This window comes from Kitasatospora sp. NPDC086791, assembly GCF_040685975.1.
GTDB lineage: Bacteria > Actinomycetota > Actinomycetes > Streptomycetales > Streptomycetaceae > Kitasatospora.
On record NZ_JBFBOC010000002.1, the window covers coordinates 21987 to 46993 of the forward strand.

At 73.2% G+C, this 25007-nt stretch carries 26 protein-coding genes; 21 read left to right on the forward strand and 5 right to left on the reverse strand.

Going from position 1 to position 25007, the window contains the following annotated elements; genetic code table 11:
- Nucleotides 1-26: 26 nt before the first annotated feature.
- The 4 genes from AB0Q99_RS04090 to AB0Q99_RS04105 all read left to right on the forward strand — a co-directional run bounded on the left by AB0Q99_RS04090 (nucleotide 27) and on the right by AB0Q99_RS04105 (nucleotide 4679).
- The gene (locus AB0Q99_RS04090) at nucleotides 27-656 is read left to right on the forward strand and encodes a methyltransferase domain-containing protein (RefSeq protein WP_363568264.1); all 630 of its coding nucleotides are present in this window, start codon (nucleotides 27-29) and stop codon (nucleotides 654-656) included.
- 314 nt (nucleotides 657-970) lie between these two features.
- The gene (locus AB0Q99_RS04095) at nucleotides 971-2851 is read left to right on the forward strand and encodes a BTAD domain-containing putative transcriptional regulator (protein ID WP_363568266.1); all 1881 of its coding nucleotides are present in this window, start codon (nucleotides 971-973) and stop codon (nucleotides 2849-2851) included.
- A 14-nt stretch (nucleotides 2852-2865) separates the two neighbouring features.
- The gene (locus AB0Q99_RS04100; protein WP_363568268.1) at nucleotides 2866-4062 is read left to right on the forward strand and encodes a cytochrome P450; all 1197 of its coding nucleotides are present in this window, start codon (nucleotides 2866-2868) and stop codon (nucleotides 4060-4062) included.
- Nucleotides 4063-4133: 71 nt separating this feature from the next.
- Nucleotides 4134-4679, forward strand: a complete 546-nt coding sequence (locus tag AB0Q99_RS04105) for a DUF1707 domain-containing protein (RefSeq protein ID WP_363568270.1) — start codon at nucleotides 4134-4136, stop codon at nucleotides 4677-4679.
- Between the two features lie 61 nt (nucleotides 4680-4740).
- Here AB0Q99_RS04105 and AB0Q99_RS04110 read toward each other — a convergent pair whose 3' ends face one another.
- Together AB0Q99_RS04110 and AB0Q99_RS04115 are read right to left on the reverse strand one after the other, a co-directional pair.
- Nucleotides 4741-5949 carry a cytochrome P450 gene (locus AB0Q99_RS04110; protein WP_363568272.1) on the reverse strand — a complete coding sequence of 403 codons (1209 nt, stop codon included), beginning with the start codon at nucleotides 5947-5949 and terminating at the stop codon, nucleotides 4741-4743.
- Nucleotides 5950-6069: 120 nt separating this feature from the next.
- Nucleotides 6070-7074 (reverse strand): acyltransferase domain-containing protein, encoded by a 1005-nt coding sequence (locus tag AB0Q99_RS04115; protein WP_363568274.1) that lies wholly within the window; start codon nucleotides 7072-7074, stop codon nucleotides 6070-6072.
- Nucleotides 7075-7342: 268 nt separating this feature from the next.
- Between AB0Q99_RS04115 and AB0Q99_RS04120 the strand changes: the two genes are divergently transcribed.
- The 17 genes from AB0Q99_RS04120 to AB0Q99_RS04200 all read left to right on the forward strand — a co-directional run bounded on the left by AB0Q99_RS04120 (nucleotide 7343) and on the right by AB0Q99_RS04200 (nucleotide 20761).
- Nucleotides 7343-7666: a TcmI family type II polyketide cyclase gene (locus AB0Q99_RS04120; RefSeq protein ID WP_363568276.1), complete on the forward strand. Its 324-nt coding sequence runs from the start codon at nucleotides 7343-7345 to the stop codon at nucleotides 7664-7666.
- Nucleotides 7663-8103, forward strand: coding sequence for a cupin domain-containing protein (locus AB0Q99_RS04125; protein WP_363568278.1), 441 nt, complete (start codon nucleotides 7663-7665; stop codon nucleotides 8101-8103). Before AB0Q99_RS04120 ends, AB0Q99_RS04125 begins: the two co-directional genes overlap by 4 nt.
- On the forward strand, nucleotides 8100-9371 hold the full coding sequence (locus AB0Q99_RS04130; RefSeq protein WP_363568280.1) for a beta-ketoacyl-[acyl-carrier-protein] synthase family protein: 1272 nt from the start codon (nucleotides 8100-8102) through the stop codon (nucleotides 9369-9371). Before AB0Q99_RS04125 ends, AB0Q99_RS04130 begins: the two co-directional genes overlap by 4 nt.
- Nucleotides 9368-10621: a ketosynthase chain-length factor gene (locus AB0Q99_RS04135; RefSeq protein ID WP_363568281.1), complete on the forward strand. Its 1254-nt coding sequence runs from the start codon at nucleotides 9368-9370 to the stop codon at nucleotides 10619-10621. Before AB0Q99_RS04130 ends, AB0Q99_RS04135 begins: the two co-directional genes overlap by 4 nt.
- A gap of 91 nt (nucleotides 10622-10712) precedes the next feature.
- Nucleotides 10713-10976, forward strand: coding sequence for an acyl carrier protein (locus AB0Q99_RS04140; RefSeq protein ID WP_363568283.1), 264 nt, complete (start codon nucleotides 10713-10715; stop codon nucleotides 10974-10976).
- A 2-nt stretch (nucleotides 10977-10978) separates the two neighbouring features.
- Complete coding sequence (locus AB0Q99_RS04145) at nucleotides 10979-11449, forward strand: SRPBCC family protein (protein WP_363568285.1); 471 nt, start codon at nucleotides 10979-10981, stop codon at nucleotides 11447-11449.
- Nucleotides 11449-11907: a DUF1772 domain-containing protein gene (locus AB0Q99_RS04150; RefSeq protein WP_363568287.1), complete on the forward strand. Its 459-nt coding sequence runs from the start codon at nucleotides 11449-11451 to the stop codon at nucleotides 11905-11907. Before AB0Q99_RS04145 ends, AB0Q99_RS04150 begins: the two co-directional genes overlap by 1 nt.
- 21 nt (nucleotides 11908-11928) lie before the next feature.
- Nucleotides 11929-12678 (forward strand): 3-oxoacyl-ACP reductase family protein, encoded by a 750-nt coding sequence (locus AB0Q99_RS04155; protein ID WP_363568289.1) that lies wholly within the window; start codon nucleotides 11929-11931, stop codon nucleotides 12676-12678.
- Nucleotide 12679: 1 nt separating this feature from the next.
- Nucleotides 12680-13012, forward strand: coding sequence for an antibiotic biosynthesis monooxygenase family protein (locus tag AB0Q99_RS04160; protein ID WP_363568291.1), 333 nt, complete (start codon nucleotides 12680-12682; stop codon nucleotides 13010-13012).
- Complete coding sequence (locus tag AB0Q99_RS04165) at nucleotides 13009-13341, forward strand: antibiotic biosynthesis monooxygenase (protein ID WP_363568293.1); 333 nt, start codon at nucleotides 13009-13011, stop codon at nucleotides 13339-13341. The genes AB0Q99_RS04160 and AB0Q99_RS04165 overlap by 4 nt, the downstream gene beginning before the upstream one ends.
- Nucleotides 13342-13372: 31 nt before the next feature.
- Nucleotides 13373-13591: a DUF6059 family protein gene (locus AB0Q99_RS04170; protein ID WP_363568295.1), complete on the forward strand. Its 219-nt coding sequence runs from the start codon at nucleotides 13373-13375 to the stop codon at nucleotides 13589-13591.
- Between the two features lie 26 nt (nucleotides 13592-13617).
- Nucleotides 13618-14658, forward strand: a complete 1041-nt coding sequence (gene rfbB / locus AB0Q99_RS04175; protein WP_363568297.1) for a dTDP-glucose 4,6-dehydratase — start codon at nucleotides 13618-13620, stop codon at nucleotides 14656-14658.
- Nucleotides 14655-15722, forward strand: a complete 1068-nt coding sequence (locus AB0Q99_RS04180; protein WP_363568298.1) for a glucose-1-phosphate thymidylyltransferase — start codon at nucleotides 14655-14657, stop codon at nucleotides 15720-15722. Before rfbB ends, AB0Q99_RS04180 begins: the two co-directional genes overlap by 4 nt.
- A 10-nt stretch (nucleotides 15723-15732) precedes the next feature.
- On the forward strand, nucleotides 15733-17226 hold the full coding sequence (locus tag AB0Q99_RS04185; RefSeq protein WP_363568300.1) for an NDP-hexose 2,3-dehydratase family protein: 1494 nt from the start codon (nucleotides 15733-15735) through the stop codon (nucleotides 17224-17226).
- Nucleotides 17223-18242, forward strand: coding sequence for a Gfo/Idh/MocA family oxidoreductase (locus AB0Q99_RS04190; RefSeq protein ID WP_363568302.1), 1020 nt, complete (start codon nucleotides 17223-17225; stop codon nucleotides 18240-18242). Before AB0Q99_RS04185 ends, AB0Q99_RS04190 begins: the two co-directional genes overlap by 4 nt.
- 138 nt (nucleotides 18243-18380) lie before the next feature.
- A complete protein-coding gene (locus tag AB0Q99_RS04195) occupies nucleotides 18381-20066 on the forward strand; it encodes an FAD-dependent monooxygenase (protein ID WP_363568303.1) in 1686 nt (561 codons plus the stop codon).
- On the forward strand, nucleotides 20063-20761 hold the full coding sequence (locus tag AB0Q99_RS04200) for an N-acyl homoserine lactonase family protein (protein WP_363568305.1): 699 nt from the start codon (nucleotides 20063-20065) through the stop codon (nucleotides 20759-20761). Before AB0Q99_RS04195 ends, AB0Q99_RS04200 begins: the two co-directional genes overlap by 4 nt.
- 95 nt (nucleotides 20762-20856) lie before the next feature.
- Here the strand turns inward: AB0Q99_RS04200 and AB0Q99_RS04205 are convergent, their stop codons facing one another.
- From AB0Q99_RS04205 to AB0Q99_RS04215, 3 genes are all read right to left on the reverse strand, one after another.
- On the reverse strand, nucleotides 20857-22053 hold the full coding sequence (locus tag AB0Q99_RS04205; protein ID WP_363568307.1) for a cytochrome P450: 1197 nt from the start codon (nucleotides 22051-22053) through the stop codon (nucleotides 20857-20859).
- Between the two features lie 184 nt (nucleotides 22054-22237).
- Nucleotides 22238-23542 carry a glycosyltransferase gene (locus tag AB0Q99_RS04210; protein ID WP_363568309.1) on the reverse strand — a complete coding sequence of 435 codons (1305 nt, stop codon included), beginning with the start codon at nucleotides 23540-23542 and terminating at the stop codon, nucleotides 22238-22240.
- A gap of 152 nt (nucleotides 23543-23694) precedes the next feature.
- Nucleotides 23695-24891, reverse strand: coding sequence for an amidohydrolase family protein (locus AB0Q99_RS04215; protein WP_363568311.1), 1197 nt, complete (start codon nucleotides 24889-24891; stop codon nucleotides 23695-23697).
- Nucleotides 24892-25007: the final 116 nt, after the last annotated feature.

Genomic DNA, 25007 nt, shown 5'->3' on the forward strand with positions numbered 1-25007 from the left:
GCAACACTCAGCCGAAGGGAACTGTGATGAGACCGTGGTTTTACACGTGGCTGTACAAGCGGGGCGCGGCGTGGGAGCGCGTCGGGGTCAGCCCCGAGTTGCGCGAGCTGGTCGCCGAGGGGCGGATCAAGGCCCCGTCGCGGTCCGAGGGCCGTCCGCGCGCCCTCGACCTGGGCTGCGGCACCGGCTCCAACGCGGTGTTCCTCGCCCAGAACGGCTTCGACGTCGTGGGTGTCGACTTCACCGAGTTCGCCCTGGAGCGGGCCCGCGGGCGGGCCCGCGAGGCGGGCGTCGCACCGCACTGCCGGTTCGTCAACGGGGACCTCTCGGCCGCGGAGATCCCCGGCGTCGTCGGGCCGTTCGACCTGCTGGTCGACTACGGGACCCTGGACGACACCACCGGTCCGGTGAAGCGCGGCATCGTCGACACCGTGCTGCGGCTCTCCCGCCCCGGTTCGCAGTTCTTCCACTGGTGCTTCGCGGCGGACAAGAAGGACCTGCCCTGGGTGGCCCGCAAGCGGATGTCCCGGCTGCTCCACACCGTGATGGCGCCGGGGGAGTCGCAGCGCCTCTTCGGCCGGGCCTTCGACATCGAGCGGCTCCCCGACCCGCCCAGGCCGGCGCACGCCGCCTGCTTCCTCATGGTGCGGCGCTGAGGCACCGCCCGGACCGGACCGGGCGCAGCCCCGGAGAGCGGTTCGGTGAACTCGCCGGGCCGTCGCCGGCAACACCTGCAACCGGGCCGGCGAAAGTCGGCTGAAAAAATCGGGAGACCGCCTGGAAACAGTGGTGGCGGAATATGGTGTCGGTCGGATCGCGTTGCTTGCCGCGGTACACCTGGCGCTGCGCGGGTCAGTGACGTGATCGATTCCATCGACGCTGCCGGACGGAAAAGTGCGCATGTTGCAGTGACAGGGCATTTGAAGCTCAATGGACGGGGGCCTGAATGCGATTCAGCATTCTTGGAAGTATGGAAGTGTACGACGGGGAAAGGCTGGTCACTCCGACGTCGCCGAAATTGCGCCACGTACTGGCCGCTCTGCTTCTCCATGCGAACCGGCCGGTCAGACCCGAGTCGCTGATCGAAGAGCTGTGGCTGCACGAACCGCCGGCCACGGCCGCCACCACACTCCAGACCTACATCTACCGGCTCCGGAAGAAGCTCGGCCTGTACGAGGGCAGCGGCGACCGGGAGATCCTGGTCACCGTCAACTCCAGCTACCTGATGCGGGCCAAGGCGGAACAGCTTGACATGACCCTGTTCGAGCAGCTCTCCCGGCTCGGACAGGACGCGCTCCAGGACGGAAAGCCCGACCAGGCGTCCTCGCTGCTCGGGGAAGCCCTGTCGCTGTGGCGCGGGAACATCCTGGAGGGCGTACCGGTCGGCCCGCTCCTCGAAGCGCACCTGGTGCGCTTCGAGGAGGCCCGGCTGCGCGCGCACGAGATGCGGATCGACGCGGGGCTTCAGCTCGGCCGGCATCACGAACTGATCGCCGAGCTGCGGTCCCTGATCGCCAGTCACCCCCTGCACGAGGGGTTCCCGGCCCAGTTGATGCTGGCCCTCTACCGGTCGGGCCGGCGCCTGGAGGCGCTGGAGGTCTACCGCTCGCTGCGCCGTCGGCTGGTCAGCGAACTCGGACTGGACCCGTCGAGCGAGCTGGTGCGGCTGCACCGGGCCATCCTCAGCGCCGAACCGTCGCTGGGCCTCCCCGGCGGGGACCGGACGGTCGTCCGGCTGAACGGCGGCCCCGACCGGCTCCCCGACAAGCAGGTGGACCTGACCATCCACCAGGGAATGGCCGCGCAGCTGGAGGCGGTGCTGCGCACGGCCGCCGACCGGCCCCGGCACTGGGACGACGCACCGCCGCTGGTGTCCCTCCACGGCATGCCCGGCGTGGGCAAGAGCGCCCTGGCGCTGCACGCGGCGCACGAAGTGCTCTCGCTCTTCCCGGACGGCCAGCTCTACGTCGACCTCCGGGACCGGCGCGGTCAGCCGCTGTCCTCCGCCGAGGCCGTCGACGGCTTCCTGCACGCCGCCGGACTGCGCTCCGACCCGACCGGCCGGCTGGAGGACCGGGCCGAGCGGTTCCGCTCCTGGAGCGCGGAGCGCAAGGTGCTCGTCGTCCTCGACAACGCGGTCTCCGCCGAGCAGGTGCTCCCGCTGCTGCCCAGCGGACCGGAGTGCGCGACCATCCTGACCAGCCGGTCGCGGCTGGCCGGGCTCGGCGAGGAGATCGCGCTCGAACTCTCGCTCCCGTCCTTCACGGAGGGCGTCCGGCTGCTGGAGTCGCTGCTCCCGGCCGGACTGGTGGCGCAGGACCGCCAGCACGCCGAGAAGGTCGTCCGGCTGTGCGGCCGCCTGCCGGCCGCCATCTGCGCGGCCGCGGAGCAGCTCCGTGCCAGGCCGCAGTGGCGCCTGCGCGAACTCGCCGACTGGCTGGCCGACGCGGAAGGCCGGCTGAGTACCCTCATGTCGCCGGACGCGAGCCTGCGCAAGACCTTCGAGCTCAGCTGCCGGATGCTCGGATCGAGCGGTCAGCGGATCTTCGAACGGCTGGGAGCGCTGCCCGAGACGTTCACCCGCGAGGAACTGCTGGCCGGTGGCGACGACCTGGACGACGCGCTGCGGCAGCTGCTGGAGTGCCGGCTGGTGGAACGGGTCATCCGGATCGAGGACGGCAGCTACCGGCCCGCCTACCGCAGCCACGAACTGGTCCGGCTCTACGCGCAGTTGCGCCGACGCGCGGCCAGGCTGCGGATGGACGACTCGCTGCCGCGGATCTTACCCAGGGCCGGTCACAGGCCTCCCCGCATGTGTCCCGACTTCGCAGTGCCGAGCGTCGGCCTGTAGGTGATGGAGCGATGATGGACCAAGACAGTGCCCTGCCCTTCCCCTTCCGGAGTCCGGGCGTGCTGGAGATGCCCGAGGAGTGGGAGCGACTCCGGGCCTCCTGCCCGGTCGCCCACGTCGGTTTCGCGACCGGGGACACCGGCTGGCTGGTCACCCGGTACGAGGACGTGCGCACCGTGCTGACCGACGCACGCTTCAGCCGTGCGGCCGCGGCGCTCCCGGACGCGCCCCGGATGCGGCCGCTGGCCGCCGACGCGGCGACCATCCTGTCGATGGACCCGCCCGAGCACACCCGGCTGCACAAACTCGTGGCCCGGGCCTTCGGCAAGAAGCAGATCGAGCGGCTGCGCCCCTTCGTCGAACGGACCACCCGGGAGCTGCTGGACGCGCTGGAGAAGACGGGCCCGCCCGCCGACCTGGTGGCCGGTCTCGGGCTGCCCCTGCCGGTCGCGGTCATCTGCCAGCTGCTCGGCGTGCCCTTCGCCGACCGTGGCCTGTTCTGCCGGTGGGCCGACGTGATGCTCAGCCTCGGCACCCACAGCCCCGACCAGGTCCGCGCCGCACGCTCGGAACTGGCCGGCTACCTGGGGGAGTTGATCGAGACCAAGCGCCGGGCGGGGAGCACGGACGACCTGCTGGGCCTGCTGATCACCGCGAGCGAGGAGGCCGACCGGCTGAGCGAGCACGAACTCGTGGTCTTCGGCGTCACCCTGCTGATCGCCGGCTACCACACCACGTCGAGCACCTTCGCCAACGGGGTCCTGCAACTCCTGCGCCGTCCGGAGCTGATCGGGCGGATCGCCGGGAACCCCGGGCGGATCCAGGCCACGGTCGAGGAGATCCTGCGGTACAGCACCGCCGGCGTCAACGGCGGGACGATCAGGGTCGCCACCGAGGACGTCGAACTGGGCGGGGTCCTGGTGCGGGCCGGCGAGGCGGTGCTGCCCGCGATCACCTCGGCGAACCGGGACGAGACGGTGTTCGAGAACGCCGTCGCGTTCGACCCCGACCGCGACCACAACCCCCACCTGGCCTTCGGGCTCGGGGCGCACTACTGCCTCGGGTCCCAACTGGCGCGCATGGAGCTGACGGTGGCCGTCGACGGGCTGCTCAGCCGGTTCCCCGGGCTGCGCCTCGCGGTGCCGGAGGAGGAGCTGAGCTGCACCGCGGGCGTCATCCGGAGCCTGACCGCGCTGCCGGTGCGGTGGTGACCGTGAATTCCTGACGGATCGACACGTAGGCTGCGGCTGTGGGGACATGAGCGATGAGAAAGGGGCTGAACATGGCTGACGAGTCGCAGGGCCGGGCCAAGCCGAAGCCGTTGAGGATCTCCGACGCGGAACGCGAGCGGGTCGTCGAGCGCCTGCAGACCGCCGTCGGCGAGGGGCGCATCTCCTTCGCCGAGCTCGACCAGCGGCTCTCCCTGGTCTACTCGGCGGACACCCGGCCGGAGGTCGACGCCGTCACGGCCGACCTTCCGGCCGCGCGTCCGCTGGAGACGGTGCGGATCCACCGGGTCAAGACGATCGCGCGGTTCGACGGGCACTGGGAGGTGCCGGCGCTGCTGTCGGTCGAGTGCTACGACGCGGTGACCCGGCTGGACTTCCGTGAGGCGTCCATCGGGCACCCGGTGGTCCGCGTCGACCTGTCCGCCGTCAAGAGCGTCGTCCGTCTCCGGCTGCCCCCGGGGGCGTCGGTCTCGGTCAACGGACTGGCGGTCCACAAGGGCTTCGTCCGCAACCGGGTGACCGGCCGGGGCGGTCTCCCCGGCGGCACCGGGTTCGTGGTCACCGGCGACCTGCTGAAGACCCTGCTGTTCATCAGTTGACACCCCGTCCGGCAACCGGGTCGGGCCGCGCACCGGAGCGGTGCGCGGCCCGACCCTTCGTTCACCACTGCACGGGTATCTCCAGGAAGTTCTGGATCAACGCGCCCTCGTTCCGCGGCAGTTCCTCCGCGGGCGTGGTGAGCCGCAGCCCGGGGAAGCGCCGCAGCACGCCCGCGACGGCGACCTGCAGCTCCATCCTGGCCAGGGCGGCCCCGGCGCAGTAGTGGATGCCGGCGCTGAAGGTCATGTGGCGGTTGTCCGACCGGGCGAGGTCGAAGGTCTCCGGGTCGGGGAAGACGTCGGGGTCCGTGTTCGCGGACTCGATCGACGGGATGATGCTCGAACCGGCCGGGACCAGGACGCCACCGACCTCGATGTCCTCCTTGACGTAGCGCAGCATGGACAGCGAGGAACCCATCACCTGGAGGCGCAGCAGTTCCTCGACGGCCGACGGCACCAGGGAGGGGTCGGCGCGGAGCCGGGCCAGGTCCTCGGGCCGGCTGAGCAGGACGACGAGGCTGGAGCCGAGCTGGCCGGCGGTGGTCTCGTACCCCGCGATCAGCAGCAGCATCACCCAGTAGACCAGCTCGTACTCGCTCAGGCCCGACTCGTCGTCGTCCTGGACCGCGATCATCGCGCTGATCAGGTCGTCCCCGGGGGCCTCCCGCTTGGCGGCCACCAACTGCTCGACGTAGGCGATCAGTTCACCACGGGCCCGGCCGATCTCCGCGCCGGTGAACCGGCTGACCGACAGGAAGTGGTCCGTCCAGCCCCTGAACCGGTCCTGGTCCCGGAGCGGGACCCCGAGGAGTTCGCAGGTCATTCGGATGGTCAGCGGGAACGCCAGCGCCTCGTTCAGATCGGCCGGGTGGCCGCCGGCCTCGATCGCGTCGAGGAGTTCGGCCACCACCTTCTCGGCGTGCGGGCGCAGTTCCTCGACCCGCTTGGGAGTGAAGGCCTTGGTGATCAGCCGGCGCATCCGGGTGTGCTCCGGCGGGTCCGGGCTGATGTGCGGGTCCTGGAACATGACGTTGTCCTTCGTCATGCGGGCGGTCCCCGGCCGGGTCAGGTCGCGGCTCACGCGCTCGTCGGACAGCACCGCGCGCATGTCCGCGTACCTGGTGATCAGCAGGGCCTGGTCGCCGCTCGGGAGCGTCACCGGGACGACCGGCTCCTCCCGGATGGTGCGCAGCTCGCTCGGCTGTTCCAGTGGGGACGGCCGGGTGAACGGGTAAGGGCACGCACCGGTGGTCGTGGGGGTGGTGGTCATGCATCTCCCTCAGAGATCGGATCCGGCCTGTTCGACCAGCTCGGTAGGGCTGTCAGCGGGGACTTCGGTCCCGGCGCGGCCGGTCGTACCGAGGCGACTCTGGCAGTGGATGGTGGACGATCACTGGACGCACGAACGGTGCCCTTCCGCCCGGATCCGGCGGAGGGCGGCCGGGAGCGCCGCGTGCACGAGGCCCGTGTCGGCGCGCGCGGGCGGGAGCACGGCGACGACGTCGCTGCGGCCGGAGGTGACCGCCGGGTGCCGGCGGGCCAGGCTCAGCAGGCTCTCGCCGGGGCCCGCGTCGACCAGCAGGACGTCGCCGTCGGCGAGGAGCCGGTCGAGCGCGGGGCCGAAGAGCACGGGTGCGGCGATCTGGCCGGCCCAGAAGCGCGGGTCGACGGCCTGCGCCGGCGTCAGGGGGTGTCCGGTGCAGGCCGAGTAGAGCCGAACGGCGGGCGGGCGCAGGGGCGTTCGGGCGAGGTCGGGCAGGGTCGAGGCGACGACCGGATCCATCAGCGGGCTGTGGAACCCCTGCCGGGCCCGGGCCCGGCGGCACAGCACGCCCCGCCCGCGCAGCCGGCGCTCGGCCTCGGCGAGCGGCGCGTCGGCACCGGCCAGCAGGGTCTGGCGGGGGCCGTTCACCGCACCGATCACCACCCCCGCGGGAAGCAGCGGGGCCAGGGCGCCGGCCGGCGCGGCCACGGCCAGCATCCCGCCGGGAGGGGTCCGCGCCGCCGCCTCCGTCCGCGCGACCAGGAGCCGCACGGCATCGGGCAGGGACATCACCCCGGCGACGACGGCCGCGACGGCCTCGCCGACGCTGTGGCCGAGCAGGGCCGCCGGACGGACACCCCAGCCGCGGACCAGCCGCGCCGTCGCGTAACCGAGGGCGAACAGCAGCGGCTGGGCCCGCTCGGCGTCGTCGAGACCGTCCGCGCGGCCGGCCAGGAAGTCGGCCCGCAGCCGCCGGGCCCGCGGCCCGAGCAGGCCGAAGACCTCCTCCAGGGCGGCGGTGAACACCGGTTCGGTGCCGTACAGGTGTCGTCCCATGCCGGGGTGCTGGGCACCCTGGCCGGCGAACATCAGCACCACGGGGCGCGGGCCGGACGGGGCGGTGGTCTCCATGGGCGTCTCCGAAGTCAACGCTCGGGCGCCCGGGCAGCGCACCGCACCCACGGTGGGACGGCCCGCTGTCGGCCGACTGGCAGGCGGCTGGACCGACGCGGGCGGGGCTGCCAGCCGCTCGCCAGCCCGCGTCCAGCGGCGCGGCCCAGTCTGGTGCACCAGGGCCTGCCCGGCGACCGGACCGGCGGTGACACCACGGCGCGCGGCGCCCGGCCCGGCCCCTGACACGTCCTACGCCACCTCAGACCGTCCACTTGGGGAGGACCCCTTGTACCAGAACCTCATCGTCGCCCGGATGGAACCCTCGCAGGCGGACTCCGTCGCGCAGATCTTCGCGGACTCGGACGCCTCCGAACTGCCGCACCTGATCGGGGTGTCCCGGCGCACGCTGTGGCGCTTCCACGACCTGTACTTCCACCTCGTGGAGGGCGACGAGGACGTGACCCCCAACCTCTACCGGGCCCGCAGCCACCCGCTCTACGAGGACATCCACGTCAGGCTCGCGCGGCACATCCGGCCGTACGACCCGGCGTGGAGCGAGCCGAAGGACGCCATGGCCAGCCCGTTCTACACCTGGGAGAAGCAGCGGTGAGTGCCGAAGTGAAGAAGGTCGCCGTCACCGACGTGACCCCGAACCTGCGCCGGGGCGGGGACGTCCGAGTCCTGCTCAGCCCGCTGACGGTCGGCGCCACCTCGGGGTTCATGGGAACGGTCACGCTGGAGCCGGGCGAGTACGTGTGCGAGCACTACCACCCGTACTCCGAGGAGTTCGTCCACCTGGTCCGCGGGATCGTGCGGCTCACCATCGGGGAGACCACGCTGGAGCTGCACCCGGGCGACTCGGCCCTGGTGCCGATCGGCCTGCGGCACCGGCTGGTGAACACCGGCCCGGTCCAGGCGCAGGCCGTCTTCCACCTGGGCCCGCTCGCCCCCAAGCCCGAACTGGGCCACGTGGACACCGAGTTCCTGCCCGGCCAGGCTGGCGCTCCGGCGCCCCGGGTCGGCGGACCGGTCGGGGCGGACGCATGAGGACGACGGATGTCGCGATCACCGGGATCGGCGTCATGGCCCCCGGAGGCGCGGGCCGGGACGCGTTCTGGGAGCGCATCGTCTCGGGCCGCGCGGCCACCCGCCGGGTCTCCCTGTTCGACCCGACCGGGTTCCGCTGCCAGGTGGCCGCCGAGATCGACTTCGACCCGGCCGCCCACGGGCTGACGCCGCAGGAGTGGCGCCGGATGGACCGGGCCGCGCAGTTCGCGGCCGTGGCGATGGACGAGGCCCTGGCCGACAGCGGGCTCGACCTCGCCGGCACGGACCCCGGGCGGGTGGCCGTGACCGTGGGCAACGCGGTCGGCTGCACCACCGGGCTGGAGACGGAGTACCGGGTCCTCAGCGACGACGGCCGGCAGTGGTCCGTGGACCACAACTTCGCCGTCCCGCACCTCTACAACTACCTGGTACCCAGCTCGATCGCCTCCGAGGTGGCGTGGCGGTCCGGGGCCGAGGGGCCGGCGTCGGTGGTCTCCTCCGGCTGCACCTCGGGCATCGACGCCCTCGGGTACGCCGCCGGTCTGCTGGCCGAGGGCAGCGCGGACGTCGTGCTGGCCGGATCCGCCGACGCGCCGATCTCGCCCATCACCATGGCGTGCTTCGACGCGATCAAGGCCACCTCCACCTACAACGACGACCCGGAGGGGGCCTGCCGGCCCTTCGACCGGGACCGCCGGGGGCTCGTCCTGGGCGAGGGCGCCGCGATGTTCGTGCTGGAGAACGCGGAGGCCGCCCGGCGCCGCGGCGCGCACGTCTACGCCCGCATCCTCGGCTACGCCAGCCGCGCCAACGGCTTCCACATGACCGGTCTGCGGGCGGACGGCCGCGAGATGGCGGAGGCGATCACGGTCGCCCTCGACCAGGCCGAGCTGGACCCGAGCGGCATCGACTACGTCAACGCCCACGGCTCCGGCACCAAGCAGAACGACCGGCACGAGACCGCTGCGGTCAAGACCAGCCTGGGCGACCGGGCGTTCGAGGTCCCGATGAGCTCCATCAAGTCGATGATCGGCCACTCCCTGGGCGCCATCGGATCCATCGAGGTGGCGGCCTGCGCGCTGGCCATCGAGCACGGCGTGGTCCCCCCGACGGCCAATCTGCACGAGCGCGACGCCGAGTGCGACCTGGACTACGTCCCGCTGACCGCGCGTGAGCAGAAGATCTCCACGGCGCTCTCGGTGGGCAGCGGGTTCGGCGGCTTCCAGAGCGCGATCGTGCTGGCCGCACCCGACAAGGCGGCGGCATGAGCGGATCGCAGCACCGACGGAGCACCGACGGCCGGCCCGGCGCGGTCTTCACCGGGATCGGCGTGGTGGCGCCCAACGGGACCGGCACCGAGGACTGGTGGGCCGCCACCCTGGCCGGCAAGAACGGGATCGACACGGTCCGCAGCTTCGACGCCCGGTCCTACCCGTCCCGACTCGCCGGGGAGATAAGGGAGTTCGACCCCGGTCAGCACCTGTCGGCCCGGATCGTGGTGGAGACCTCCCGGATGAGCCACTTCGCCCTGGCCGCCACCGGGATGGCGCTGGAGGACGCGGCCGTCGACCTGTCGCGGATCCCGGAGTACGAGCTCGGGGTGATCACCGCGAACGCCAGCGGCGGCGCCGAGTTCGGCCAGCGCGAGCTGCAGAAGCTCTGGCGCGGCGGCCCCAGGGACGTCAGCCCGTACATGTCCATCGCCTGGTTCTACGCCGCGACCACCGGCCAGATCTCCATCGGCTACGGGATGCGCGGGCCGTGCGGGGTGATGGTCAGCGAACAGGCGGGCGGTCTGGACGCGCTGGGGCAGGCCCGCCGGGTGGTCCGGGACGGCACCCGGCTGGTCGTGACGGGCGGGAGCGACTCCTCGCTGTCGCCGGCCGGGTTCGTCTCGCAGCTGCCCACCGGCGGCCTCACCGCGGTCACCGATCCGGCCCGCGCCTACCTGCCCTTCGACACCGGCGCCTCCGGGTTCGTCCCCGGCGAGGGCGGTGCGATCCTGGTGCTGGAGAACGCGGGCACCGCGCGGGACCGCGGGGTCGACCGCCCGTACGGCGAACTCGTCGGCTACGCCGCCACGTTCGACCCGCGCCCGGGCTCGGGCCGGCCGCCCACGCTCACCCGCTGCGTGCGCGCGGCCCTCGCCGACGCCCGGCTGGCGCCCGAGGACGTCGACGTGGTCTTCGCGGACGGGCACGGCACCGCGGAGATGGACCGCCGGGAGGCGCGCACGCTGGCCGAGGTCTTCGGCCCGCGGGCGGTGCCGGTGACGGTGCCCAAGACCATGACCGGCCGGCTGTACGCCGGGGCCGGCGCGCTCGACACCGCCGGTGCCCTGCTGGCGCTGCGGGACCAGGTCGTGCCGCCCACCGCCCACGTCAGGAGCCCGGACGCCGCGCACGAGCTGGACCTGGTCGTCGACCAGCCCCGGGAGACCGCGCTGCGCACCGCGATGGTCATCGCCCGCGGGTACGGCGGCTTCAACGCCGTCGCCGTCGTGCGCCTGACCGACTGACCGACTGACCGACCGGCCGCCCGACCGACCGGCTCACTCACCACCGACTGATCGACAGGAACAGCAGGAGCACCACTGTGGAAACGGAGGCATGACCGTGAGCGCTCTCACGCTCGACGAACTCAAGACCATGCTGGAGGAGGCGGCGGGGGTCGACGAGTCGGTCGACCTCGACGGCGCGGCGCTGGACACGCCGTTCAGCAGCCTCGGCTACGACTCCCTCGCGATGCTGGAGCTCGCGGCGCGCATCCAGAACCAGCTGGGCGTGCCGATCCCGGACGACCACATCGAGCTGATGACCACCCCCCGGGCGGTCCTGGAGTACATCGACAGCCACCTGCCGGCCGGAGCCTGACCATGACCGCGAAGACCGAGAACACCGTGGTCATCGACGCCCCCATGGACCTGGTGTGGGAGATGACCAACGACATCGAGTCCTGGCCGCAGCTCTTCGACGAGTACGCCGCGGCCGAGATCCTGGACCGCTCGCCGGAGGGGACCATCCGCTTCCGGCTGACCATGTTCCCCGACGAGGAGGGCAAGGTCTGGAGCTGGGTCTCGCTGCGCAGGCCGGACGCCGCGACCCGCACCGTCCGGGCGCACCGGGTGGAGACCGGACCGTTCGAGTTCATGGACATCGCCTGGGACTACCAGGAGGTCGAGGGCGGCGTCCGGATGCGCTGGGTGCAGGAGTTCCACGTCCGGCCGGAGATGCCCTTCGACGACGCGGCGATGGCCGAGCACCTGAACACCAACACCAAGGTCCAGATGGCCCGGATCAAGAAGCTCGTCGAGGCGGCGGCCGACCGCTCCGGTGATCCGGCGTGATGGACCGGATCCTCCTGCCACTGGCCCTGATCGGCAGCGGGATGGGGGCCGGCGGACTGATGATCGCCTCCCTCGGCGGCGCCCCACTGCTGCTCAGCCTCCCGGTCGACCGCTACATCCCGATCCACCAGTTCCTGGTCACCCGGTACGACCCGTTCATGCCGCTCTGCATGATCACCGCGATGCTCGCGGACGGCGCCGCGGCCACGTTCTCCGACGGCCCGGCCCGCGGGCCCGAGGGCGTCGCGGCCGTGCTGCTCCTGGCGGCGATCGTGGTCTCGCTGGTCAAGAACGTCCCCATCAACAAGTGGGTCGGCCGGCTGCAGCCGGGCGTCGTGCCGCCCGACTGGGAGCGGATCGACCCCCGGGTGCGGTGGCGCAACTGGAACCTCGTCCGGACCGCCTTCGTGGTCGTCGCGCTGCTGGCCAACGCGCTCGCCACCGCACTCGCCCTGTAACCCCACACCGAAGGAGACCCCATGAACCTGTCGCTCGACGGGCAGAACGTGCTCGTCACCGGTGGCACCCGCGGGATCGGCCGGGCCATCGTGCTCGCCATGGCCGAGGCCGGCGCCAACGTCATCACCTGCTACCGGAAGGACAGCGAGCACGCCCAGAGCCTCGCCCGGGAGCTGAAGTCGCTGCCCGGCAACCACCACCTGGCGGTGGCCGACGTCGGCCGGCCCGAGGACATCGACCGGCTGCTGGGCGAGTGCCGGACCCGCTTCGGCACGCTGCACACCATCGTCAACAACGCGGGCGTCATCTCCCACGTGCCGTTCGCCGAACTGGCCCTGGAGGAGTGGCAGCGCGTCATCGACGCCAACCTCACCGCGCCCTTCCTGATCACCCAGAAGGCGCTGCCGCTGCTCGCGGAGAAGCCCTCGATCATCAACGTCGGCTCCCGGGTGGCCACCGTCGGACTCGCCCTGCGCGCCCACTACACCGCCAGCAAGGCCGGCCTGATCGGGCTCAGCCGGTCGATGGCCAAGGAGCTCGGCCCCCGCGGCATCCGGGTCAACGTGGTCGCGCCCGGCGTCATCGACACCGAGGAGGCGGCGAAGCTGACGCCGGAGGAGTACGAGGCGCTCCAGCAGCGGTACCGCCACATGACCGCCCTCGGCCGCCTCGGCCTGCCCGCCGAGGTCGCCTCGGTGGTCGTCTACCTCGCCAGTGACGCATCGAGCTACCTGACCGGCGAGATCATCCACGTCGACGGAGGAATCTGACATGGCACACCCCGAGGAGACCTTCCGGGTCCTGCTGCGGGTCGAGACGCACCCCGGCATGGCGGCGGACTTCGAGCGGACCTGGTTGGAGATCGGCACCGCGGTGACCGCGGACCCGGCCAACCTCGGCCAGTGGCTGCTGCGCTCCACCGAGGAGGAGCACATCTACTACATCATCAGCGACTGGACCGACGAGCCCGGCTTCCGCACCTTCGAGCACAGCGAGCAGCACGTCAAGCACCGCGAGCGGCTGCACCCCTACCGCTCCGGCGGCTCGATGGCCACCATGCGGGTCGTCCACCACCTGCCCAAGGCGGCGGGGGCGACGGCATGAGCGGCGGGATCCGGGTGATCGTGTACTGCCGGGCGCCGCAGGAGGGGGACGCCCCGCTGGAGGCGGCCTTCCACCACATCAACGACGACCTGGCCGAGGTGCCCGGTCTGCTGGGCAGCGAACTGCTGCAGTCCACCATCGACGGCGAGAGCGGCTCCTTCGCCGTCCTGAGCCACTGGAAGGACGCCGCGTCCTTCCAGGCCTGGGAGCAGGGGGCGGCGCACCGCAAGCAGACCTCGCCGCTGCGCCAGTACCAGGACCGCGGCGACAGCCGGCACTACGGGATCTACCAGGTGCGCGCCACCTTCGCCGTGCCCGAACAGGCCTGACGCCACGTCGTCACGAGAGAGGAATCTGGCGATGCGCAACCTGGTGCGCGCGCTGGGACTGACCCTGTACGAGGGATTCAAAGTGCTGGGAGCGATGCACTTCGCGCTGCCGCCACAGAACCCCGGCGAACGAGTCCTGGCGGACCCCCCGGAAGGCTCACCGGAGCGGCTGGCCCCCGAGCGGCCGGCGACCGCGATGGAGCAATGGCTGTTCGACGAGCTGCGCCGGGAGATGCGGTGGCCGACGTGATGACCCGAGAGGAAGGAAACCCCGAGATGCACGGCGACGTCCCGGCCCGCACCGTGCTCGTCACCGGCGCGGCGGGTTTCATCGGCGCCAACTTCGTCCACTACTGGCGCCGGACGCACCCCGACGACACCGTCGTCGCCCTGGACGCGCTGACCTACGCCGGCAACCGGGAGAACCTCGCGGCGGTGCGCGACGAGGTGGTGTTCGTGCGGGCCGACATCGCCGACGGCGCCCGGGTCTGCGAAGTCCTGCGCGAGCACCGGGTGCAGGTGGTGGTGAACTTCGCCGCCGAGTCGCACAACAGCCTCGCCGTCCTCGACCCCGGCAGGTTCTTCCGGACCAACGTGCTCGGCACCCAGGAACTGCTCCACGCGTCCCTGGGCGCCGGGGTCGAGCGCTTCCACCACGTCTCGACCTGCGAGGTGTACGGGGACCTGGCCCTCGACAGCACGGAGGCCTTCCACGAGGAGACCCCGTACCGGCCCCGCACCCCGTACAACGCCAGCAAGGCCGGCGCCGATCACGCGGTGCGCGCCTACCACGAGACCTTCGGCCTGCCGGTCACCATCACCAACTGCGCCAACAACTACGGGCGTTACCAGTTCCCGGAGAAGGTCATCCCGCTGTTCGCGACCAACGCGCTGCGCGGGGTGAGCCTGCCGGTCTACGCGTCCCGGCACAACCGGCGGGAGTGGATCCACGTGGACGACCACTGCCGCGCGATCGACGCGGTGCTCACCGCCGGCGAGGTCGGGCGGACCTACCACGTCGGCACCGGGACGGAGGCGAGCGTCCAGCGGATCGCCGACCTGGTCCTCGACGAACTCGGGCTGCCGGCCTCGCTGCAGACCACCGTGCCGGACCGGCCGGGCCACGACCGCCGGTACCTGCTGGATTCCGGCCTGCTCAGGGACACCCTGGGCTGGCGGCCGACCGTCCCGTTCGAGGAGGGACTGCGGGAGACCATCCGCTGGTACCGCGACAACCCCGGCTGGTGGGAGCCGCTGCTGGAGCGCCGCCCGGTCGAGGAGCGGGCCTGGACCGAGTCCGGGGCCGGTGCCCGGTGAAGGCCCTGGTGCTGGCCGGTGGTACCGGCTCACGGCTGCGGCCGATCACCCACACCTCGGCCAAGCAGCTGGTGCCGATCGGCAACAAGCCGGTGCTGTTCTACGGCCTGGAGGCGATCCGGGACAGCGGCATCCGCGAGGTCGGGATCATCGTCGGCGAGACCGGGGCGGAAGTGCGCCGCGCGGTGGGCGACGGGTCGCGGTTCGGCCTGTCGGTCACCTACCTCCCGCAGGAGGCCCCGCTGGGCCTGGCGCACTGCGTGCTGATCGCCCGCGAGTTCCTCGGGGACGACGACTTCCTGATGTACCTCGGCGACAACTTCGTCATCGACGGCATCCGCGAGTTCGTCGCCGAGTTCCGCGCCCGGCGCCCGGACGCGCAGCTGCTGCTGACCAAGGTCGGCAACCCCTCGGAGTTCGGGGTCGCCGAACTGGACGCCGCCGGCCGGGTGGTCAGGGTGGAGGAGAAGCCGAAGGAGCCCAGGAGCGACCTCGCCCTGGTCGGGATCTACATGTTCACCCCGGTCGTCCACCCGATCGTGGCGCGGCTGCGGCCCAGCGCGCGCGGCGAGCTGGAGATCACCGACGCGATCCAGGAACTGATCGTCCGGCAGGAGAACGTCAGCTCGCACGTCATCTCCGGCTACTGGAAGGACACCGGGCGGGTCGAGGACATGCTGGAGTGCAACCGCATGGTCCTGGAGAACATCGCCCCCCGCGCGGGCGGCAGCGTGGACGGGGACAGCGAGCTCATCGGCCGCCTGGACATCGCCGAGGACGCGGTCGTCATCCGCTCCCGGCTGGTGGGCCCGGTGTCCATCGGCCCGGGCACGGTCGTCGCGGACAGCTACGTCGGGCCGTTCACCTCGGTCGGGGCCGGCTGCCGGCTGGACCGCACCGAGATCGAGTACTCGATCCTGATGGACCACTCCACCCTCACCGGGGTGAGCCGGATCCAGAACTCGCTCATCGGCCGGAACGTGGAGGTCTCCCCGGCCGGCCCCGCGCCGCGCGGCCACCAGCTGATCATCGGCGACCACAGTCGGGTCCGCCTGAACTACTGAAGGAGAGAACATGTCGCACCGCGCCGACGCTCTCGCCGGCCGGCCCACGGGACCGGACACCACCGTGGTCCTGGCCGACCGGCTGAGCCTGTCCGCCGCCACCTTCGACAACCCCCGCTTCGCGACCGAGGAGGTCCTGCCCTGGCTCGAACGGGCCCGCCGGGAGGGCGACTTCGCCGTCGACCGGATACCGTTCGCCGCGCTGGACCAGTGGAGCTTCGACCCGGAGACCGGCAACCTGGTCCACAGCACCGGGCGGTTCTTCACCGTCGAGGGGCTGCGGGTGACCGGTGGCGCGCGGCCCGCCGGGAACCCCACCCCGCCGGTCATCAACCAACCGATCATCAACCAGCCGGAGACCGGGATCCTGGGGATCCTGGTCCGGGAGATCGACGGCGTCCTGCACCTGCTCATGCAGGCCAAGATGGAGCCCGGCAACACCGGACTGGTCCAGTTGGGCCCGACCGTCCAGGCCACCCGGAGCAACTACACGCGCGTCCACCGGGGCGGCCACACGCGCTACCTGGAGTACTTCGTCGGGCCGGAGCGCGGCCGGATCCTGGTGGACGCGGTCCAGTCCGAACAGGGCGACAGCTTCCTGTACAAGCGCAACCGCAACATGGTGGTGGAGGTGTCCGAGGACATCCCGGTGGACGACGGCCACCGCTGGATGACCCTCGGGCAGGTCCACGCGCTGATGGGGATCGACCACCTGGTCAACATGGACGTCCGGACCGTGCTGAGCTGCCTGCCGCTGGGGCACCGGGGCGGGCCGTCCCGGGAGGCCGTCGCCGGGGAGCCGGCCGACTCCTTCCAGCACGCGCTGACCCGGTCCCTGGACCGGGACGAGCCGACGGTCCACGGCGATCTGGAGCTGCTGAGCTGGCTGCAGGACCTGCGGTCGGAGAGCTACCAGTCGGCCCGGCTGGTGCCGCTGCGGGAGCTGGCCGGGTGGAGCAGGGACGAGGAGGCCGTCACCGAGCCGTCCAGCAGCTGCCTCAAGGTGATCGCCGTCTCGGTCAGGGCCGGCACCCGGGAGGTCAGCCGGTGGACCCAGCCGATGCTGGAGTTCCCGGGCCAGGGGGTGGCGGCCTTCCTGGTCAAGCGGATCGACGGGGTCCTGCACGTCCTCGTCCAGGGCAAGGCGCAGCCGGGGATCCGGGACGCCATCGAGATCGGACCGACCGTGCAGTGCGTGTCGCGGGACTGGCGGGCCGTGCCGCCGGGCGAGCGGCCCGAACTGCTCGACCGGGTGCTCGGCGCCGACGCCGCGCAGGTGCGGTTCAGCGCGGTGCTCCCGGAGGAGGGCGGCCGGTTCTACCACCGGGACAACCGGTACACCGTCGTGGAGGTCGGCGAGGAGTTCCCCGACGCCGAACCCGCCACCATGCGGTGGGTGACTCTGACCCAGCTCAAGGAGCTGCTGCGGTACGGCAACCACGTCAACGTCGAGGCCCGCACCCTGATGACCTGCCTGCAGTCCCTCTGGCAGGGCCGGCGGTGACGGCGCCCCGGCCGGCCGAGCGGCTGCCCGGGGCCGCTGAGCTCAGGGTCGGGGTGCTCGGCTGCGCGGACATCGCCCGGCGCCGGATGCTGCCCGCCGTGGCGGGCACGCCCGGCGTCCGGGTCGCGGCGGTCGCGAGCCGCGACCCGGGGAAGGCCGGGGCCTTCGCGGCGAGGTTCGGGTGCGACGCCGTCGACGACTACGAACGGCTGCTCGCCCGGCCGGACGTCGACGCGGTGTACATCCCGCTGCCCACCGGCCTGCACGCGCGCTGGACGGTCCGGGCCCTCGACGCGGGCAAGCACGTGCTGGTGGAGAAGCCGGCCGCCGGCACGCTCGCCGAGGCGCGGGAGGCGGTCGGGCTGGCGCGCGAGCGCGGCCTGGCGCTGATGGAGAACTTCGCGTTCCTGCGGCACGGCCAGCACGCGGCCGCCCGGCGCCGGCTGCACGACGGCGAGATCGGTGAACTCCGGGCGCTGCAGTCCTCCTTCGGCATCCCGCCGAGGCCGCCGGCGGACATCCGCTACCGGCGGGAACTGGGCGGCGGCGCGCTGCTGGACGTCGGTGCCTACCCGCTGCGCGCGGCCGTGCTGTACCTGGGCGACGACGTCGAGGTCGTCGGCGCGGTGCTGCGGGTCGGTCCGGGCCGGGAGGTGGACACGGCCGGAAGCGTGCTGTTGGCCACGCCGGCCGGCGTCACCGCCGAGCTCGGCTTCGGGTTCGAACACGCCTACCGCGGCCACTGCGCGCTGTGGGGGGCGACGGGGCGGCTCGTGCTCGACCAGCCCTTCACCCCGCCGCCGACCGCCCGGCCGGTGCTGCGGCTGTCCGGGCAGGACCACGACCAGCGGTTCGTGCTCGACGCCGACGACCAGTTCGGCAACACGGCGGCGGCCTTCGCGGAGCTCGCGCGCGGGCCGGCCGCCGCCCGTGAGGAGCAGTACGCGCGGATCCTGCGTCAGGCCGCGCTGCTGAGCGCCGTCCGTGACACGGCCCGGGTGATCAGGCCGGCCTGACGAGCCGTGCGACGAGCCGTGCGGCAAGCCGTGCGACGAACCGGGCCGGCGAACCGTGCCGGCGAACCGAGCCGGCGAACCGTGCCGGCGAACCGAGCGACCAGGCTGATCGACGGACCAGCCGCTGAGGAGACGACGATGGAAGACGTGCGTGTTCCGGTACTCATCGTGGGGGGAGGGCTGGTCGGACTGTCGGCGGCCGTCTTCCTCACCTGGCAGGGGGAGCGGCCGCTGCTGGTCGAGCGGAACCCCGGCACCTCGCGCCACCCCCGGGCCCGCGGGGTGAACGTCCGGGCGATGGAGCTGTTCCGGCAGGTCGGCCTGGAAGGCCGGATCCGGGCCACCGAGTCGGCCGTCGCGCTCGCCGGCAACAGCGGCATCGTCCGGATGGAGTCGCTGGCCGGGGCCCAGGCCCCCGGCTTCAACCGGGACTACCAGGACGACGGCGCGCAGGACGTCAGCCCCACCGGCTGGACCCTGTGCGAGCAGGACGAACTGGAGCCGGTGCTCCGGGCCCGGGCCGAGGAGGACGGAGCCGACCTGCGCTTCGGGCACGAGCTGACCGGCCACACCCAGGACGCCGAGGGCGTGACCGCCACCGTGCTCGACCGTGCCACCGGCGAGCAGTACACCGTGCGGGCGCGCTACCTCGTGGTGGCCGACGGCACCGGGAGCCCGGTCCGCGAGCGGCTCGGCATCGCGCGGCACGGGCGCGGCACCCTCGCGCGCTACCTGAACATCCACTTCCGCGCCGACCTCACCGAGGCGCTCGGCGGTCGGCGCTTCGTCATGGCGTACGTCCGCAACGCCGAGGTGACCGCGGGGCTGCTGCCGATCAACAACACCGACCGGTGGCTGCTGCACGTCCCCCTGGACCCGCGGGCCGAGGCCGACGGGGAGAGCGGGGACGAGGTGCGCTGGGACGAGGCGCGCTGCGAAGCGGCCGTGCGGGCCGCGGCCGGCCTCCCGGACCTGCCGGTGAAGATCCTGGGCGCACAGCCCTGGAAGGCCGCGGGGCTGGTGGCCGAGACCTTCCGGGCGGGGCGGCTCTTCCTGGTCGGGGACTGCGCCCACGTCATGCCGCCGACCGGGGCGTTCGGTTCGGCCACCGGCATCCAGGACGCCCACAACCTCGCCTGGAAGCTGGCCCTGGTGCTGCGCGGCGAGGCGTCCGAGGAACTGCTCGACAGCTACCCGAGCGAGCGCGAGCCGGTGGCCCGGACCACGGTGGAGCAGACCGTGCTGCGCTCCCTGGACCGGCCCGGCCACGGCGAGCGGATCCCGGAGGGGGCGATCCTGCCCGACCACGTGGTCGCGCTCGGGTACCGCTACCCGGTGCGCGGCGTCGCCCCCGGGGACGGACCGGCGTCGGCCGCGGACCCCGGCGCTCCGGGGACGCGGGCTCCGCACCTGTGGCTGGAGCGGGACGGCGTGCGCATCTCCTCGCTGGACCTCTACGACGGGCGCGGGCTGGTCCTGGTGGCGGGGCCCGGGGCGGGCGAGTGGCGCGAGGCGGCCGCCGGCAGCCCGCTGCCGGTCACCGTCCACCGGATCGGCGCGGACGGACTCACCGACCCGTCGGACGGGTGGGCCGGGGCGCACGGCGTTCCGCGCGACGGCGCCGTGCTGGTCCGGCCGGACGGATTCGTCCTGGAGCGCTTCACCGCCGGGGCCGATCCGCGGACCGCCCTCACCGCGGCGCTGGACGCGCTGTCGGGGCGGCCGACCGGCACCGCCACCACGACCGCGGCCACCACGGCCGCAGCCACGACGACCACCGCCACGACGACCACCGCCACGACCGATATCAGGAGCCAGGGATGAGACTGCACCTGTTCAAGCTCGGCACCACCCCGACCGGCGCGCCCGTGCCGGGTTACCTCGTCCAGACCGAGGACGGCACCAACGTCCTGGTCGACACCGGCTTCTCGCGCGCCGCCACCGGCCCCAAGGCCTTCGTCGACGTCGGCCCCGAGGAGGGCGTGGAGGCCAGGCTCGCCGGCCTCGGGCTGCGGCCGCCGGACATCCACCTGGTGGTGTGCACCCACCTGGACCCGGACCACGCCGGCAACCACGACCTGTTCCCCGACGCCGAGTTCGTCGTCCAGCGCAGCCACCACGAGCTGGCGAGGTCGAGCGAGCCGGGCCGGCTGGCGATGGCCCGGGCGAGCTGGGACCTGCCCCACCTGAAGTACCGGCTGGTCGAGGGCGACACCGAACTGCTCCCGGGCGTGCTCCTGGTGGAGAGCTCCGGGCACATCCAGGGGCACCAGTCGCTGCTCGTCCGGCTGCCCCGGACCGGCGCGGTCCTGCTGGCGGCCGACGCCATCCCGGCGGCGGAGTTCCTCGACCCCGACCGGCGGGCGATGACGCCGTTCGACGTGGACGAGGCGGCGGTGCGGGCGAGCACCCGCAGGCTGGTCGAGCTGGCGGAGGCCGAGAACGCCCTGCTGGTCCGCGGCCACGACGCGCAGCAGTGGCCGACGCTGCGGACCGCGCCGACCGCGTACTACGACTGAGCCGGTACGGCCGGGAACGGCGCGGGGCGGCGGGCAGGAAGCCCGCCGCCCCGCGCCGTTCGGTGCCGGACGGCCCGCCGGTCACCACCCGGCGGTCACCACCGGACCGGCAGCGCCCGGGGACCGCGCTGCATGGTGCGCAGGTCCCACTCCAGCTCCTCCACCGCCACGGCCAGCCGCAGCTCCGGGAAGCGGGCGACCAACGAGCCGACGGCGACGGCGAGTTCCGCGCGGGCGAGCTGGGCGCCCAGGCAGCGGTGCGGGCCGTGGCCGAAGCCGATGTGCGGATTGGGGCTGCGGGTCACGTCCAGCCTGTCGGGATCGGCGAACACGGTGGCGTCCCGGTCGGCGGAGATCACGGCCGGCAGCACGGCCTCGCCCGCGCGGACCAGGGTGCCGCCCAGCTCCACGTCCTCCAGCGCGACCCGGACCGTGCCGCCGCTGACCGCGGCCGGGGTGTACCGGACCAGCTCGTCCACCGCGCCGTCGAGCAGCTCGGGCTTCGCGCGGAGCAGCTCCCACTGCTCCGGGTGCCGGAGCAGTGCCAGCACGCCCCCGCTGATCGAGTGGGCCACCGTCTCCACCCCGGCGACCAGCAGGGTGACCCCGAAGGTCACCAGCTCGTCCTCGTCCAGGCGGTCCTCCGGGGCGGCGTTGGCGAGGTCGCTGAGCAGGTCGTCGCCGGGCCGGCGGCGCTTGTCCCGGACCAGCTGCGCGAGGTAGCCCTTGAGCGAGGCCGCGGCGTCCTCGATCTCCTCGGCGGAGTGCGCGGTGACGCTGAGGTAGACCCGGGACCAGGCCCCGAACCGCTCCTGGTCCGCGACCGGCACGCCGAGCAGTTCGCAGATCACCGTGACCGGCAGCGGCCTGGCGACCGTGGCGACCAGGTCGGCGCCCGGCCCGGCCGCCGCCAGGGCGTCCAGCAGCCGGTCGGTGGTCCGCTGGATGCGCGGCCGCAGCCCGTCGATCCGCCGGGAGGAGAACGCCCGCATGCCGATCCGGCGCAGCCGGGTGTGCTCGGGCGGGTCCATGGTGGTGAGGGAGCGGGTCTCCAGCGCCGCGCGCCGGGCCCGGGGGGCACCGGCGCGGGCGGCGGCGGCCCGGCTGAACCGGGGGTCGGAGAGCAGCCGGCGGTTGTCCTCGTACCGGGTGGCGATCCAGGCGGGGTCCCCGGTCGGCAGCGTCACCCGGTGCAGGCCGTCCGCGGCGCGCAGCTCGCCGAACTCCGCTGCGGGGTGCCAGGGTTCGCTGGTCGGGAAGGGGAAGGGGGCGGCGGGCTGTTCAGTGGTCACGGCGGTTCCTGACGGGAGGTGTTTCCTGACGGGACGGATTTTCCTGACGGGACGGTGTTCCCGACGGGACGGTGTCCGACGGGAGGGGAGCGCCCCGCGCCGTCCCGGTCCCCCGGTCCGGGTCCGGAGACCGGCACGGCGGGGGAGGGGGACGGGCGGGGCGGGGCTGCGACGGGCCCGGGGGTCAGCGGCGGCCGGAAGCGAGGACCGGCCGTCTGGTCGCGATGAGTCTTTCCAGCAGCACCGCCAGCTCCTTCGGCGCCTGGCGCCCGGCGAAGGCGGTGCGCAGCGCGGACGCCTTCCGCCGGTAGCGGGGATCGGTCAGGACGGTCCGCAGGGCCTCGGCGAGGACCGGAACGGGCGGACGCTTCGACCGCAGGTCGATGCCCGCTCCGCTCCAGGCGAGCCGGGCGCAGACCTCGGGCTTGTCCTCCGTCACGCCGGCGGCCACGATCGGGACGCCGTGGGCGAGGGCGAGCTGGACCGTCCCGTACCCGCCGTTGGTGACCATGGCGCTGAGGTGGGGCATCAACTCCGCGTAGGGGAGGAACGATTCGACGTGGACGTTCGCCGGCAGGGCGGCGGGATCCAGCGCCGGGTGGGACGCGCCGGCGGTGGTCACGACGACGGTGACGTCCTGACCGGCCAGCGCCTGGACGGTCGGCACCACCAGCTCGCCCAGGTCGCGGGCGCCGGTGCCCTGGGTGACCAGGACAGCGGGCCGGTCCTTCTCCAGCTCGGGCCACCAGCCGGGCAGCGGGCCGGGCGCGGGAGCGGCCGGGAGCAGCGGGCCGATGAAGTGCACCTGCTCGGGCAGGCGCCGGCGCGGGTACTCGAACTCCGCCACGGTCGCCTGCGCGTACAGGTACGGGGTGAGGTTGGCGTCGAACGGGCTGGAGCGGACCGGTGACAGGCCCAGCTCCCGCCGGATGGCGTTCATCCGGTCGAGCGGCTCCGGGAACCGGCGCCGCTCGGAGGCCTCGGTGTACCAGTTGCGGATCCGGCGCCAGGGCTGCCCGCCGGGCGGCCAGCCCTTCCCGAACGGCGGCACCCACGGGTCCGGGATCGCCAGCGGCGCCACGCTCAGCGTCGCCCACAGCTGCCCGTCCAGCTCGTGCACCAGCGAGGCGGCGGCCATGGTGGAGTCGGCGAGCAGGACGTCCGCCCCGTGCCGGGCCGTCAGCGCCCGGAGGTCGCGGTACTGCCCCGGGACGGGGCGGACGAAGACGTGCTCCAGGAACCACGGCCCGCGGGCCTCCGGCGGCAGGGACAGGAACTCGGGGAACTCGGCGGGCAGCCGGTCGAGGTCGACGAAGCTGCCGTCCTCCGGGGGCGCGTGTTCGGCGCCGGTGCGGGCGACCCGGTCGGCGTAGGCGGCGCCCGTGTACCAGATCACCCGGTGCCCGCGCTCGACCAGCTCGGCGGCGACCGGGCCGAAGGGATTGACGTGACCGCTTGCGGCCAGGGTGGCCAAGAGGATGGTGGACATCATCTGCTCCGTTCGAGGAGTCGTGCCCGCCGCAGCGGCCGGCGTTGGCACTGGGGTCAGCTGGCTGCCAAGGATCGTCCAGTCCGCTGGACCCCGGCTGGACGTGCCCCCGCGGCGGGCGGTCGGCCCCCGTCGACCTGGGCGGTGTCCGCTCAGGACTCCCGGGTGACCCGCTCCCCGCGCTTCCAGATCCCCCGGACGGCCCGGGTGGCCCGGATGTCCAGGGTGGGGTCGCCGTCCACCAGGAGGAGGTCCGCGCGCAGGCCGGGGGCGATCCGGCCGCGGTCGGACAGCGAGAAGATCCGGGCCGGGCTCGCGGTGGCCGCGGTCAGCGCCTCGCGGGGCGTCAGCCCGGCGCGGACCAGCAGTTCCAGCTCCCGGTGAAGCCCGATGCCGTGCAGCCACATCACCGCGTCGGTCCCGGCCAGCAGCGGCACTCCGGCGGCGTGCGCCGAACGGACGGCGGCCTCGGCGGCCGACACGTCCACCGGGAGCCGCCGCGCGGTGCCCGCCCGGTGGCGTTCCAGCAGCGCCAGCTCCTCGGGGGTGAGGTGGCGGGCCACGGCCGGGTCGTCGGCGAGGGTGCCGAGCTCGGCGCTGCCGGAGAACAGCTCGACCATGCTGAGGGTGGGGACCGCGAAGGCCCCGTGCCGGGCGAGCGCCTCGCCGAACTCCGGCCCGGGCGCGCGGTCGACGAGCAGGTGGGCCAGGCCGTGCGCGCCGGCCTCCACGGCGTCCAGACCGGCCCGCACCGTACCGGTGTGGACGATGGTGAGCAGGCCGCGCTCACGGGCCGCGGCGATGACCGCCGCCATGGTCTCCTTCCGGATCACCGGGAGCGTGCGGTCGTCCATGTGGCCCGAGACCTGGCCGTCGTCGTAGTGGACCTTGATGTAGTCCGAGCCCTCGGCGATCCGGGCGTCGACGAAGCCGGCCGCCTCCTCGGGCTCGGTGAGGGTCGGGATCTCCGGGAAGCGCGCCGAGCCGTGCCCGCCGGGGACGGTGGCGGCGCAGCCGGCCGAACGGAGGTCGGCGATGGACGGGCCGAGCGGGCCGTCCTGCTCCTTCTTCGCGGCCGCCATCTGCTCCGGGAAGTTCGCCATGTCCAGCTCGGTGGTGACGCCCCACACCAGGGCCCGGCGCAGGGCGGCGCCGATCACGTGGGTGTGCGCGTCGATCAGCCCGGGCAGCAGGGTGCGGCCCTTGCCCTCCACCACCTCGGCGCCGGCCGGCACGGCGAGCCGGCGGCCGACCGCCTCGATGCGGCCATCGGCGACGACCACGGTGTCGTCGGCGCTGACGCGGTGTCCGTCGAAGATCCTCGCCTCGCGGAAGACCGTACGGGTCATGGGGGCTCCTCCTGGGTGTCCGGTGCTGCCGTGGCGCGTCCACCGTGCGTCCAGCGCGCATGGTGAAGCTGGGGGCGGTTCCGGGGCGCTGCGCCCACGCGGGGGCTGCGCCAGGA